Raw genomic sequence first — 12,584 nt, forward strand, 5'->3', positions numbered from 1 at the left:
GCCGAGGCCGCCCTCACCGACACCCTCACCGCCCTCTCCCGGATGCCGGCCGGACAGCGGCTGCTCGTCCTGGACGGCGCCGTCGGCGCCTGGCTCCCACCCGGCTGGCAGGTCGTGCCGCAGGCGGACGGCGGACTGGACGCCCGGCTCGCGGCGGCCTTCGCGGCGGCCGCCGGCCTCGCCCCGGACGCGCCCGCCCTGCTGGTCGGCATGGACACCCCGCAGCTGGACGCCGCCCTCCTCGCCGAGTCCCTGTCACCCGCCCGGCGCACCGGCGTCGACGCCTGGTACGGCCCGGCCGGCGACGGCGGGTTCTGGGCGCTCGGGCTGGCCAGGCCCACCGAGCGGCTGGCCCGGCGGCTGCTCCTGGGCGTGCCGATGTCCACGCCGGACACCGGACGGGCCCTGCTCGACCGGCTGGCGGCGGAGGACCTGACGATCAGCCACCTCCCGGTGGTCACCGACGTGGACACCATCCGGGATGCGCGTCACGTCGCCGCAGAGGCTCCGGACGGCAGGTTCGCGGCCTGCCTCCGATCGATCGGGACCGCCCGGGAGGTGGCGGAGTGACCGTCGCGTCGGAGGCGTGGGTGGACGACCCGTTCGCCGAGGCCGTCCGCGCCGGCCGGGGCCCGTTGTGGCTGCGGGGCGAGGACGGCCGCCGGATCCCGCTCGACGTCGAACGCTGGTGCGCACCGGCCGCCGGAGCGGATCACGGGCTGCTGCTGCGCTGCACCCGGCTGGCCGCGCCGGTGGTGGACCTCGGCTGCGGCCCCGGCCGCCTGGTCGCGGCCCTGCTGGGCCTGGGCGTGCCGGCGCTGGGTGTCGACGTCACCGGAGCCGCGGTGGCCCGGACCAGGAGCCTCGGCGGGCCGGCCCTGCGCCGGTCGGTGTTCGACCGGCTTCCCGCGGAGGGCCGCTGGGGTGGCGCGCTGCTCGCCGACGGCAACCTCGGCATCGGCGGCGACCCGGGGCTGCTGCTGGGCCGCAGCGCCGAGATCCTCGCTCCGGGTGCCGTACTGCTGGTCGAGGTGGAGCCGGCGGAGGTCGACGAACGGATCACCGTTCGGGTCGAGGGCGCCGACGGGCGGGTCGGGCCGCCGTTCGCCTGGGCCCGCTGTGGTGCGACGGCCACCGCCCGGCGCGCCGACCGAGCCGGGCTCGTCGAGACCGAGCGCTGGTCCTCGCACGGCCGGCACTTCCTCGCCTTCCGGAAGGCGGCCCGTCCCCGCTGACGAGGCGTATTTCCGTCACTCCTCGGCGCCCACCGCCACGGCCGCCCGTCCCGTGCGGCGCCGGCGCAGCAGCGGGACCAGGAGGACGACGCACAGTGCCGTTCCGTACGAGAGCTGCTGTGCCTCCTGGCCTCCCGTCAGGTAGAGCGCCTGCCCCGCGGCCGGGACGGCCAGCCACTCCCAGCGGCCGTCGAGTGCGACCATGGCGACCACGAGCAGCCCGTACCACGGGTAGGAGGGCGCGACGAGCAGCAGCGCCGTGCCCGTCACCAGCAGCGCCCCGGCCCACGGCCGGCTCGGGTCGCCCCGGCGCAGGACCCCGACCACCACCACCGCGAGGACCACGGCCGCCGCCCAGGGCAGGAGGCGGTCGGGCAGCACCAGCCGCAGCAGTCCGAACCGGTCGATGTGCCCCTGCTCGTAGCCCTCCTCCCGCAGGTAGCCCGGCAGGTAGCCCAGGACGGAGGTGCCCGAGGCCACCACGTACGGCAGGTAGGACAGCGCGAAGGCACCGAGCGCGGATCCGAGGAGCAGGACGTCGTTGCGGGTCGGACGCCGGGCGAGCAGACCCGACAACGCACCCGGGAGGGCGAGGGCCGGCAGCAGCTTGGCCGCGACCGCGCCGCCCAGGAGGAGCCCGCCGCGGACGGCTCGGCCCCGCACCTCTCGGGCCCGCACCGCGCAGCCCAGCCCGGCGACCGTGAGCAGCACACCGAGCGTGTCCACGTGCGCGTCGTTGACGGCCCACACCGTCACGCCCGGGAACCACCCCCACAGCGCGGCCCGCCACTTCTCCCGGCCCACCGTCAGCAGGAGTCCGGTGGTCGCCACCGCCAGTACCGCCCCGCCGGCCTGTACCCCGCGGATCCCGCCGCCGAACGGGTGCACCGCGACGAACCACGCCTGCGCCACCGGCGGGTAGACGGTGTGCACGGCCGGCCGGTTGATCCGGGTGCAGTCCCCTGCCGTGGTGAGTCGCTCGTCCCAGCCCGCGCACCCGTCTCCCACCGGGAAGAGTCCCGGATCGCGCAACCGCGCCAGCGCCGGATCGTCCGGGGTGTGGGCGTACGGCGAGATCCCGGCCGCCTGCACCCGACCGTCCCAGACGTAACGGTAGGCGTCGTCGCTGGTGCGCGGCGGGGCGAGCAGCCCGACGGCGGCCACGGCGGCGGAGCCGGCCAGGACCAGCGGCACGACCTGCCCGCCGGGCACCTCGCGCAGCAGCAGCACCGCGACGACGAAGAGGGCGACGTCGAGGACGTACCAGCCGGGGAGCGGGAGGGCACCGGCGCGGGCGACGGTCAACGCGAGGGCGGTCACCAGGGCGGCGAGAGCGAGGAGGCAGGGCAGGACGGTACGGGAGGTCACGCCGCCCACCCTCCCACCGGCCCGCCTCCCCGGCCCCGCCGGCGAGGCCGCCGTTCGGAATCCGTAAGCACGTCGGAGCTCCGGCGGGACGTGCCGAGGCGCTTCGATGGGCGGATGGAAACCGAACCCGCCGACTCCGGCGCTCCCGCCCCCCGCCGCCGCCACGACCCGCCGCTGCCCGCTCCCCCGGCGTTCCTGCGTCGCGGGCCGTTCCGGCAGGGGGCTTTCACCTCAGCCCTGCACGAGCCGCGGACCGTGGTCGTCATCGGCCGCTGGCTGGGCGCGGCCCTCCTGGTCTGCTTTCTGACCGGCCTGACCAGCCATCTGCTCCAGGACCCGCCCGGCTGGCTCGCACCGCACCTGCCCGCACGGCCGGTGAACGGCTACCGGGTCACCCAGGGCCTGCACGTGATCAGCGGCCTGGCCGCGATCCCGCTGGCCGGCGCGAAGCTCTGGGCGGTCTACCCCCGGCTGTTCGAGTGGCCGCCGGCGCGCAGCGTGCTGCACGCCCTGGAGCGGCTCGGCATCGCACTCCTCGTGGCGGCCGTCCTGCTGGAGCTGTTCACCGGCCTGCTGAACACCCTTCAGTGGTACCCGTGGCCGTTCCCGTTCCGGCAGACCCACTTCTGGCTGGGCTGGCTGGCCACCGGCGGACTGCTGGTCCACCTGGCCGTCAAGGCGCCGCTCATCGGCGCGCACTGGTGGCGCCGGGCCGCTCCGGTCCTGGCGCAGCGCCGCGCGTTCCTCACGACGACCACCGCCGCCGTCGGTGCCGTCACCCTCGTCACCGCGGGACAGAGCGTGCCCTGGCTGCGCGCCGTGGACCTGCTGGCCCCGCGCCGCCCCGACCTCGGTCCCCAGGGCCTGCCGGTGAACCGCACCGCCGCCCAGGCCGGAACGGTCACGGTGCCCGCCGACTGGCGGCTCCGGGTGGACGGGCCCCGGCCGTACCAGCTCACCCTCCCCGAACTCGCCGAACTCCCGCAGCACTCGGTCGAGTTGCCCATCTCCTGCGTGGAGGGCTGGAGCGCCGTGGCCCGGTGGACGGGGGTCCGGCTCTCCGAACTGGTGCGGCGGGCCGGAGCCCCGCCCGGCTCGGCGGTACGGGTCACCTCGCTGGAGGCCGAGGGGCCGTACCGGGTGATGGAGATGCCCGCACCGTACGTCGACGATCCGCTCAGCCTGCTCGCCCTGCGGGTCAACGGCGACGTCCTGGCAGCGGACCACGGATTCCCCGCCCGCGTCATCGCGCCGAACCGGCCCGGCGTCCTGCAGACCAAGTGGGTCACGCGCATCGAGGTGATCGCATGACCGCCGGGCTCCGGGCTCTGCTCCTGGCCGCCGGCCTCGCCGTGATCGGCTACGGCCTGTACGGGCTGCTCGGCGACCCGTACATCACCGACCCGGTGGAGGTCCTGGTCTGGGCGTTCGGCGGGCTGGTGATCCACGACGGGCTGTGGGTGCCGCTGGTGTGCCTGCTCGGCTCGTCCCTGGTGCGCGGGCCCGTGCTGCGCGGCTGGCTGGTCGTCGCGGCGGCCGTCACCGCCGTCGGCCTGCCGGCCGTCCTGCGCGCCGACGACGACCACGGCAACCCGTCGGTGCTGCCACTGCCCTACCTGCGCAACTGGCTGCTGGTGCTGGCCGCCACCGCCGGTGTCGCGCTGCTGGTCGCGCTCGCCGGACGGTGGCGGCACCGGGACCGGGCCGCCGGGCGCCGGAACCGGGCCGCCAGACACCGGGACCGGGCCGTCAGGCGCCGGTCACCCCGGGAAGACCCGTCGTGAGACCGTCCAGGGCGTGACCGCAGGGGCACTCGCGCACCGCCGGCAGCCGCTCCAGTGCCTTGAACAGCACGGTGCGCAGCCGGTCGACGTTGCGGGCGAAGACCTTCAGCACCTCGGCGTGGGTGACGCCCTCCCCGCTCTCCACCCCCGCGTCGAGGTCCGTGACCAGGGCCACCGAGGTGTAGCAGAGCCCGAGTTCACGGGCCAGCACCGCCTCGGGGTGGCCGGTCATGCCGACCACCGACCAGCCGTTGGCGGTGAACCAGCGCGATTCGGCGCGGGTGGAGAACCGCGGCCCCTCGATCACCACCAGGGTGCCGCCGTCCACCGGCTCCCAGGCCGCGTCGCGGGCCGCGTCCATCGCCGCGTGCCGCCCGGCCGGGCAGTACGGGTCGGCCATCGACACGTGCACCACCCCGGGGACGGTGCCGTCCGGCAGCGGCAGCCCGTCGTAGAAGGTCTGCACCCGCCCCGACGTCCGGTCGACGAACTGGTCCGGCACCAGCAGCGTGCCCGGCCCGTACTCCGGCCGCAGCCCGCCCACCGCACACGGCGCCAGCACCTGCCGCACGCCCAGACTGTGCAGCGCCCACAGGTTGGCCCGGTAGTTGATGCGGTGCGGCGGCAGCCCGTGGCCGCGCCCGTGCCGGGGCAGGAACGCGACCCGGCGCCCGGCCACCTCCCCCACGAACAGCGCGTCGCTCGGCGCCCCGTACGGGGTGTCCACCCGCAGCTCGGTCACGTCGTCCAGCAGCGCGTACAGCCCGGAGCCACCGATCACGCCCACCTCGGCGCTCGGCAGGACGTCCTGGTCGACCGTCATCGCACTCCACCTCTCTTCTCGGGAACAAGCTCCCGGCAACTGTAGGAACGGACGGCGACGGAACCGGCGCGCCGGGCCTTACGAATCGTGAACGTCCCCACGCCGTGCGCGCGACACGGAGGCCCGGCCGGGCCGTCACCCCGGGAGAGCCCTGCCCACCGCACGCACGAAGCGGGGAGTTCGAACGGCGGCGGCACGTCGGTTCACGCTCTCTGGCGGGGAGTCGGGCGCGCTGATCAACGACGCCCGCCGCACCCGGTCACCCCGCCCGAGGGGCCACGGCCCCGGGCGGGCCGCCCACGCGGGACCCCCGGGAGGGAGCCCCGCGTGCGGCTTCGGTACCGGTCGGGTCGCGGTCAGTTGCCGCCGTGGATCAGACGCAGCGAGAAGCTGTCGTCAGTGGGCAGGGACGGCGTGCGGATCTGCGTCACCCCGGTCGCGGCGTCGTAGTACCAGCCCGAGCCGGCCGCGTCGAGTGCGGCCGCCGAGTCGAGCCGGGGCAGCGGGCCGTCGTCGGTGACCACCAGGCGCGGGGCGGGGCGGCCGTGCACGGTGAAGCGGTAGCCCCGCTCGGCCGGCTTGCCGGCGTAACTGCCCTCGCTGGCACCGACGTCGACGGTGGTGACGGCCCGGTTGGTGTGCACGTCGACCTGCTGGGTGGCCGAGGACCCGGCGGTGAACTGCCGGGTGACGCCGTCGTCCTCGTACAGGGTGTAGGAGGAGTCGCCGTTCGCCTGCGGGTAGAGGTCGTAGTCGAGTTCGGAGCGGTCCCGGTTCTCCCAGGAGAGTGTGCCCTTGGGCCACATCGGCACGATCGCACCGCCGCGGACGAACAGCGGCAGGGTGTCGAGCGGGGCGGAGTAGCCGTTGACGGTGGTCGGGCCCTGGTAGGTGCGACCGGTCCAGTAGTCGGTCCAGGTGCCCTCGGGCAGGTAGATGCCGTCGCGCACGCTGGTGTCCGAGTAGACCGGTGCGACCAGGAAGTCGGGCCCGGCCAGGAACTCGTACTTCGCGTTCGGCCCGAGGGCGTCGGTGTCGTGCGGGTACTCCAGGGCGAGCGGGCGGACCGCGCCGATGCCGGTGCGGGTGGCCTCCGCGGACAGGCCATACATGTACGGCAGCAGCCGCTCCTTGAGCTGCAGGTACTTGCGGTTGATGGAGGTGTACGGCTCGCCGTCCAGCCAGGGCTGCTGGTCGCGCTGCTGCTTGCCCGTCATGTCCTTCGCCCAGCCGTCCATGGTCATGATCGCCGGGAGGAAGGCCTTCCACTGCAGGTCGCGGGTGTACATCTTCGGGTCGCGGCGGAAGATCGAGCCGACGTCGCCGGTGTCGTAGGCGATGCCGGACATGGTGGCGCCGGCGTAGGTCGGGATCTGCCAGCGGATGTAGTCCCAGGACAGGCTCTGGTCGCCGCTCCACAGGACGCCGCAGCGCTGCGCGCCGGCCCAGGAGACCGGCAGCCAGACGAAGCCGCGGGCGTCGCTGCTGTCCTCGATGCCGGCCTTGGCCTGGTCGCAGGCGTTCAGCGCGAAGTCGTAGCCGTTGCCGACCCAGGCCACGTCGAGCTTGCGCACCCGCACGCCGGCCTTCACCTCGGCGGCCTGGTCGGGCAGGCCGTTCTGGGTCCAGAGGCCGAGCTGGGCGTGGTCCTTGCGCAGGCCCTGGCCGGTTTGCGCGAGGTTCTCGTAGCCGCAGCCGTAGCCGTCGTTGACCAGCATCCAGCCCAGCGGCATCTGCTGCTGGACGTAGCCGTCGGCGACCTTCAGCGCGTCCAGGGTGTGGCGCTCGCCGCGGTTGGCGTTGTGCAGGTAGCAGTCGGAGTCGCCGGGCTCCAGGCCGTAGACGGGAGGCATGAAGGGCTTGCCGACCAGGGCGGTGTACCGGCCGATCACCGACTTGACGTCACCGGTGAAGTAGTAGGCGTCCAGGCGGCGTTCCTGCTGTCCCGTACGGACGGGCGAGCCGAAGTCGTAGATCCCGGGCGCGAAGGTGTTCCGGAGGACGCCGTAGCCGGCGGTGGAGACGTAGAACGGCTGGGAGTTGTTGTAGCCGCCCTCGTTCCAGTCGAAGCTGTTGGCGACGTGGATGGTCTGGTCGCGGTGCGAGAAGGAACCGTTCTGCTCGCCGCCGCCGAAGAACTGCTCGTCGGCGCCGCGCACCAGGCTCTGCCGCAGTCCGCTGGTGCTCCAGCGCAGCGGGGCGTCCTCCTGCCAGAGGGCGGTGCGGTCGTCGGCCTTGTACAGGCCGAACCGCAGGGGGTGCTTGTAGACCCGCAGCACCAGGCCCTTGGAGCGGATGCCGTAGTACGCGCCGGCGTCGAAGGTGCTGGTGTCGCGCTGGGGCTCGGGCTGCGTGCGGATGATCGTGCTGCCCGCCGGGTCGGTGAGGACGCCGTCCGGGGCGGCGCGCAGGCGCAGCTGGTCGTCGGCGAGGAAGTCGACCTTGGCCTTCAGCGTGCCGGCGGAGACGTCGTAGCTGCCCTGGGAGCCGCCGAAGGAGGTCAGGTCGCCCGCGTCGGCGGTCTGCGGCAGGTAGGCCGTGCCGGTGTACGAGCCGCCGTGGACGTCGTAGGGGACGACCAGGACGCGGTAGCTGCCCGAGGCCTTCGGGATCACCGTGGCCTCCGGGTCGGCGGTGCCCGCGCTGCCGGCCACCTGTTTGCCGGCGGCGTCGTAGATGTAGAGGTCGAAGTCGTCGGTGGGGTTCTGCCAGCGGACGGAGACCGGGACGCCGCCCTCCGGGTTGTCGTCCCAGTAGCCGGCCGGCACGTTCACGGTCAGGTCGAAGTGGTCGCAGACCGCGCCGCCCGGGTCCTGCGCGGCCGGCGGGCAGGAGGCGGGGTCGCCGAGGGTGCCCTTGGCGTACTGCGGGCTCTGCCAGGTGACGCTCTGGTGGCCCTGGTCGAGGACGGCGGAGCCGGGGGTCGCGGCCCGGGCGGGCAGGGCGGGCCCGGCCAGGGCGGTGATGCTGCTCAGGGCCACGGCGAGGGCGGCCCGGCGGAATCGGGGTCGGCGGAGTCGGAGCCGGGTCCGGGTCCGGGTCCGGTGGGGTTCGGGTCGTCGTAAGCGCACGGTGGTGCCTCCGGTCGAGAGCTGGGTGGCTGGCGGGCGAGGAGCAGCAGGCGGCGCCGGGGCGGGGCGGGTCCGGGGCGCGTTCTCAGTCGTGGTGGTCGCGCAGGACGACGGAGCGGGTGAGGTGGCGCGGCCGGTCCGGGTCGCAGCCGCGCGCGTCGGCGACCGCGACGGCCAGCCGCTGGGCCCGGACCAGGTCGGCCAGCGGGTCCAGGTCCGTCGCGGCGTCGCCGGACCCGGCGACGAGCAGGCCGCCGGCCCGGGCGATGTCCTCGGTGAGCCCGGCGGGCAGCGGGCCGAAGGCCCAGGCGACCCGGCCGGGCGCGGCGATGGCGATCGGCCCGTGCCGGTACTCCATGGCCGGGTACGCCTCGGTCCAGGCCCCGGCCGCCTCGCGCAGCTTCAGCCCGGCCTCCAGCGCCAGCCCGTACGTCCAGCCCCGGCCGAGGAAGGTGAACTGCTCGGCGCCGCTCACTGCGGCGGGCAGCGGCTCCGCGACGGCCCGTTCGGCGTCGCGCACCGCCCGGGCGAGCGGGCGCACTCCCGCCGCGAGCGCGCCGTCGGCCTCCAACTGGGCCCGGAGCAGGGCCAGTACGGTGGTCGCGAAGCGGGTCTGCACGACCGAGCGCTCGTCGGCGAAGTCCAGCACGGCGACGGTGTCGGCCAGTGCCATGACCGGCGTGCCCGGATCGGCGGTGAGGGCGCCGGTGGGCACCCCCGCCGTGCGGGCGCGGGCGAGCAGGTCCAGTACCTCGGTGGTGGTGCCGGAGCGGGAGATGGCGAGCACCCGGTCGTAGCCGCGCCCGTGGGGGAACTCCGAGGCGGCGAAGGCGTCCGTCTCGCCGTGGCCGCCGCTCTCGCGCAGCGCCGCGTAGGCCTGGGCCATGAACCAGGAGGTGCCGCACCCGGTGACGGCGACCCGCTCGCCCCGGCGGGGCAGGACGTCGGCGTACCGGGGCAGGGACGCGGCGGCGCGGCGCCAGCACGCGGGCTGGGAGGCGATCTCGGCGGCGGTGTGGGAGGTCATGCGGCGGCTCCTTCGGATGGGGGTGGCCGTACGGGTCGACCGGGCGGCAGCCGCCGCTACTTGACCGATCCGGCGGTCAGTCCGGAGACCACGCGGCGCTCGATGAGGGCGAACAGCACCACGACCGGCACGATGGCGACGACCGAGCCGGCGAAGAGGTAGTTCCACTCCACGGTGTAGTTGCCGATGAAGCTGTTGATCCCGACGGTGAGGGGCTGGCGCTCGGGCGCCGTGGACAGGGTCAGGCCCATCACGAACTCGTTCCAGGCCGCGATGAAGGTGAAGACCAGCGCGGTGACCACGCCGGGCATGGCCAGCGGCAGGACCACCCGGCACAGTGCCCCGAGCCGGCCGAGCCCGTCGAGCATGGCGGCCTCCTCCAGCTCGACCGGGATCGAGCCGATGTAGGCGGTGAGGATCCAGACGGCGAAGGCCAGGTTGAAGGCGGAGTTGCAGAGGATCAGCGTCCAGACCGAGTTGAGCATGTCCAGCCGGTAGAACTCGCGGTACAGGCCCACCAGCAGCGAGGTCGGCTGGAACATCTGGGTGACCAGGACCAGCAACAGGAAGAGCCGGCGCCCCCGGTAGCGGACGCGCGCGGTGTGGTACGCGGCGGGCAGCGCGACCAGCAGCACCAGCAGGGTGGAGCCGCCGGCGACCAGCAGGGTGACCCGCAGGTTGGCACCGAGCGTGGAGTCGCGCCACACGTCGACGAAGTTGGACCAGGCGAAGTGCCGCGGCAGGTAGCTCGCGTCGCGCAGTTCGTCGGCCGGGCGCAGCGCCGTGACGGCCATCTCCAGGTACGGCAGCAGGAACACCGCGGCCAGCAGCCAGGCCAGTGCGGCGACCACCAGGGTGCGCGGGCGGATGCCCCGCCCGGTCCGGTGCCTCGTCACCTGCCTCGTCACCTCTCCTCCCGGCTCGTCCATCGGCTGACCTTGAGGAAGACCAGGACCATGACCACGACCAGGGCGAAGTTGACCACCGACATGGCCGCGGACTCGCCGATGTCGGAGCTCTTCAGCTGGTACATGAACACCGTGGTGGTGGCCGTGTCGCTGCTCGGGCCGCCCTGGGTCATGCCCCAGATGACGGGGAAGGAGTTGAAGACGTTGATCAGGTTGATCACCAGACCGACCAGGAAGGCCGGGCGCAGCAGCGGCAGGGTGATCCTCAGGTAGGTCTGCCACCGGGAGGCGCCGTCCACCCGCGCCGCCTCGTACAGCTCGCCGGGGACGGTCTGCAGGCCGGCGAGCAGGGTGTAGGTGGTGAACGGCAGCGAGACGAAGACCGCGACGGCCACCATCCAGGGCCAGGCCGTCGCGGGATCGCCGAGCCAGTCGCGGGGCCCGTCGACGAGGCCGAGGTCCGTCATCGCGGTGTTGAGCACGCCGGCGGTCCGGTCGAGCATCCACCGGAATCCGATGGCGGTCATCAGGACGGACGCGGCCCAGGGCGCGATCAGGGCCCAGCGGGCGAACCTGCGGCCGGGGAAACGCTGGTCGAACAGCTGGGCCAGGCCGAGCGAGAGCACCATCGTCAGACCGACCACGGCGACGGTCCAGAGCACGGTGGAGAGCAGCACGTGGCCGAGGTCGGCCTCGTCGAAGAGCTTGCGGTACTTGTCCAACCCGGCCGAGCCGCGGACGAATCCGCTGGTGCTGACGCGCAGGAACGAGGTGCGGACCATCTCGTACACGGGCCACAGGACGACGAGGACGATCAGCAGGAGGGCCGGGGCGATCCACGGCAGCGGTCCGAGTCCGCCGGGGCGGCGCGGGCGGGCGGGCGCGCGCCGGCGGGGCCTGGCCGCCTGCGGCGCACGGGAGTTGTGGGTCACTGCGGGTGCCTTTCGCGGGGCACGACGACGACGGCCGGCTGGGGGCGTGACTGCCCAGTGGGCATGGCTGCGCTGGGGGCGTGGCGTGGCTACTTGTTGGCGACGGCGTCCTGGGCCTTCTTCTGCAGGTCGCCGAGTACCTTGGCCGGGTCGCCGGCCACGGCGCTGCCGACGGACTTCTTCAGCTCGGCCGAGACCGCGTCCCAACTGGTGTCGCCGAGCGGGTAGAAGGAGGCGTGCGGCAGCAGGGCGAAGAACGGTTCGAGGTCCTTGTGCTTCCCGCCGACGGTCATGTCCTGGAGGGCGTCCTGGGTGACCGGCATCAGGTTGTAGGTCTCGTAGAACCGGAGCGTGTTGTCCTTGGTGTAGACGAAGTCGAGGAAGGTGCGGATCTGGTCGCGGTGCCCGTTCTTCTTGAAGGCCATCATCCAGTCGGCCACGCCGAGGGTGGACGGGAGCGGGCCGGCCTTGCCGGGGACGGGCGCGACGCCGTAGTCGACCTTGCCGTCCCGGGCCATCGTGATCAGCGAGGGGTGCCCGTTGAGCATGGCGGCCTTGCCGGCGGCGAAGTCGGCGAACGCGGTCTTGCGGTCGGTGGTGGCCGGGTTGGCGTAGGTCAGGCCGGGGTCGACGAGGTTGGCCCTGAGCCAGCGGAAGGTGTCGACGTTGGCCTGGCTGTCGATGGTGTAGGTGCCGTCCTTGCCGGTGGGGCCGCCGCCGTTCCCCAGCTCCCAGAGCATGCTCTCGCCCTGGGCCTCCTCCGGGCCGAGCGGCAGCGCGTACGGGGTGACCCCGGGCACCTTGGCCTTGATGAGCTGGGCGTCCGCGCGCACCTCCTCCCAGGTGGTGGGCGGCCGGGTGAGGCCGGCCTGCTGGAAGACCTCCTTGTTGTAGAAGAAGGCGCGGGCCGACGAGACGAACGGGATGCCGTACTGCACGCCGTTGACGCGGCCGGCCTGGGCGAGGCCGTCGATGAAGTCGGCGCGGGTGTCGGCGGACAGCACGTCCTCGGCCTTGTAGAGGAGGTCGTCGGCGACCTTGTCGGCGTAGCCGCCGGTCTGCAGGACGTCCGGGACGTTGCCGCTCTGGATCATCGTCTTGACCTGCTTGTCGATGTCGTTCCAGTTGACCACCTGGACGTCGACCGTGATGTCGGGATGGGCCGCCGTGAAAGCGGAGGTGACGCCCTTCCAGTAGGCCTTCGAGCTGTTGGCGTCCTTGTCGCCGTAGTCGGCGGCGACCAGTCTGAGCGTCACCTTTCGGCCGGAGCCGTTCCCGCCGTCGTCGCTCCCGCTGCCACCGCCGCTGCCGCAGGCCGTGAGGGTGAGTGCGCCGAGGGCGCACACCGTGGCGAGGGCCAGCACAGGTTTGTTCACCGCAGTTACCGCCTTCGTACGCGCTTGATTCGCTGATCCAAGTTGCTTGAAGAAAGCTGG

General features: G+C 73.6%; 11 protein-coding genes. 4 read left to right on the plus strand and 7 right to left on the minus strand.

What is annotated here, in order from left to right; genetic code table 11:
* Nucleotides 1–42: 42 nt before the first annotated feature.
* Nucleotides 43–570 (plus strand): DUF2064 domain-containing protein, encoded by a 528-nt coding sequence (locus tag ACZ51D_RS01140; protein WP_465615269.1) that lies wholly within the window; start codon nt 43–45, stop codon nt 568–570.
* Nucleotides 567–1,235 (plus strand): class I SAM-dependent methyltransferase, encoded by a 669-nt coding sequence (locus ACZ51D_RS01145; protein WP_465614789.1) that lies wholly within the window; start codon nt 567–569, stop codon nt 1,233–1,235. Before ACZ51D_RS01140 ends, ACZ51D_RS01145 begins: the two co-directional genes overlap by 4 nt.
* Nucleotides 1,236–1,250: 15 nt before the next feature.
* On the opposite strand, the gene ACZ51D_RS01150 is transcribed toward ACZ51D_RS01145, so the two are convergent.
* Nucleotides 1,251–2,603, minus strand: a complete 1,353-nt coding sequence (locus ACZ51D_RS01150; RefSeq protein WP_465660708.1) for a glycosyltransferase 87 family protein — start codon at nt 2,601–2,603, stop codon at nt 1,251–1,253.
* Nucleotides 2,604–2,717: 114 nt separating this feature from the next.
* Between ACZ51D_RS01150 and ACZ51D_RS01155 the strand changes: the two genes are divergently transcribed.
* Both ACZ51D_RS01155 and ACZ51D_RS01160 read left to right on the plus strand, forming a co-directional pair.
* Nucleotides 2,718–3,914 carry a molybdopterin-dependent oxidoreductase gene (locus ACZ51D_RS01155; protein WP_465660710.1) on the plus strand — a complete coding sequence of 399 codons (1,197 nt, stop codon included), beginning with the start codon at nt 2,718–2,720 and terminating at the stop codon, nt 3,912–3,914.
* On the plus strand, nt 3,911–4,387 hold the full coding sequence (locus tag ACZ51D_RS01160; RefSeq protein ID WP_465614786.1) for a hypothetical protein: 477 nt from the start codon (nt 3,911–3,913) through the stop codon (nt 4,385–4,387). Before ACZ51D_RS01155 ends, ACZ51D_RS01160 begins: the two co-directional genes overlap by 4 nt.
* Here ACZ51D_RS01160 and ACZ51D_RS01165 read toward each other — a convergent pair.
* The 6 genes from ACZ51D_RS01165 to ACZ51D_RS01190 form a co-directional block, all read right to left on the minus strand.
* The gene (locus tag ACZ51D_RS01165; RefSeq protein ID WP_465614785.1) at nt 4,353–5,210 is read right to left on the minus strand and encodes an S-methyl-5'-thioadenosine phosphorylase; all 858 of its coding nucleotides are present in this window, start codon (nt 5,208–5,210) and stop codon (nt 4,353–4,355) included. The genes ACZ51D_RS01160 and ACZ51D_RS01165 overlap by 35 nt on opposite strands.
* A gap of 356 nt (nt 5,211–5,566) precedes the next feature.
* Nucleotides 5,567–8,191 carry a glycoside hydrolase family 31 protein gene (locus ACZ51D_RS01170; protein WP_465614784.1) on the minus strand — a complete coding sequence of 875 codons (2,625 nt, stop codon included), beginning with the start codon at nt 8,189–8,191 and terminating at the stop codon, nt 5,567–5,569.
* Between the two features lie 175 nt (nt 8,192–8,366).
* Entirely contained in the window at nt 8,367–9,308 is a 942-nt protein-coding gene (locus ACZ51D_RS01175; RefSeq protein ID WP_465614783.1) for an SIS domain-containing protein, read from the minus strand.
* Nucleotides 9,309–9,364: 56 nt separating this feature from the next.
* Nucleotides 9,365–10,237, minus strand: coding sequence for a carbohydrate ABC transporter permease (locus ACZ51D_RS01180; protein ID WP_465614782.1), 873 nt, complete (start codon nt 10,235–10,237; stop codon nt 9,365–9,367).
* Complete coding sequence (locus ACZ51D_RS01185) at nt 10,213–11,148, minus strand: carbohydrate ABC transporter permease (RefSeq protein WP_465614781.1); 936 nt, start codon at nt 11,146–11,148, stop codon at nt 10,213–10,215. Before ACZ51D_RS01185 ends, ACZ51D_RS01180 begins: the two co-directional genes overlap by 25 nt.
* An 89-nt stretch (nt 11,149–11,237) precedes the next feature.
* Entirely contained in the window at nt 11,238–12,524 is a 1,287-nt protein-coding gene (locus ACZ51D_RS01190) for an extracellular solute-binding protein (protein ID WP_465660712.1), read from the minus strand.
* Between the last annotated feature and the right edge of the window lie 60 nt (nt 12,525–12,584).

The organism is Kitasatospora sp. NPDC033851, from assembly GCF_055576085.1.

Coding starts and splice junctions, on each gene's coding strand:
- ACZ51D_RS01140 (WP_465615269.1), top strand. CDS start 43: ATGCCGGCCGGACAGCGGCTGCTCGTCCTGGACGGCGCCGTCGGCGCC.
- ACZ51D_RS01155 (WP_465660710.1), top strand. CDS start 2,718: ATGGAAACCGAACCCGCCGACTCCGGCGCTCCCGCCCCCCGCCGCCGC.
- ACZ51D_RS01160 (WP_465614786.1), top strand. CDS start 3,911: ATGACCGCCGGGCTCCGGGCTCTGCTCCTGGCCGCCGGCCTCGCCGTG.
- ACZ51D_RS01165 (WP_465614785.1), bottom strand. CDS start 5,210: ATGACGGTCGACCAGGACGTCCTGCCGAGCGCCGAGGTGGGCGTGATC.
- ACZ51D_RS01175 (WP_465614783.1), bottom strand. CDS start 9,308: ATGACCTCCCACACCGCCGCCGAGATCGCCTCCCAGCCCGCGTGCTGG.
- ACZ51D_RS01180 (WP_465614782.1), bottom strand. CDS start 10,237: ATGGACGAGCCGGGAGGAGAGGTGACGAGGCAGGTGACGAGGCACCGG.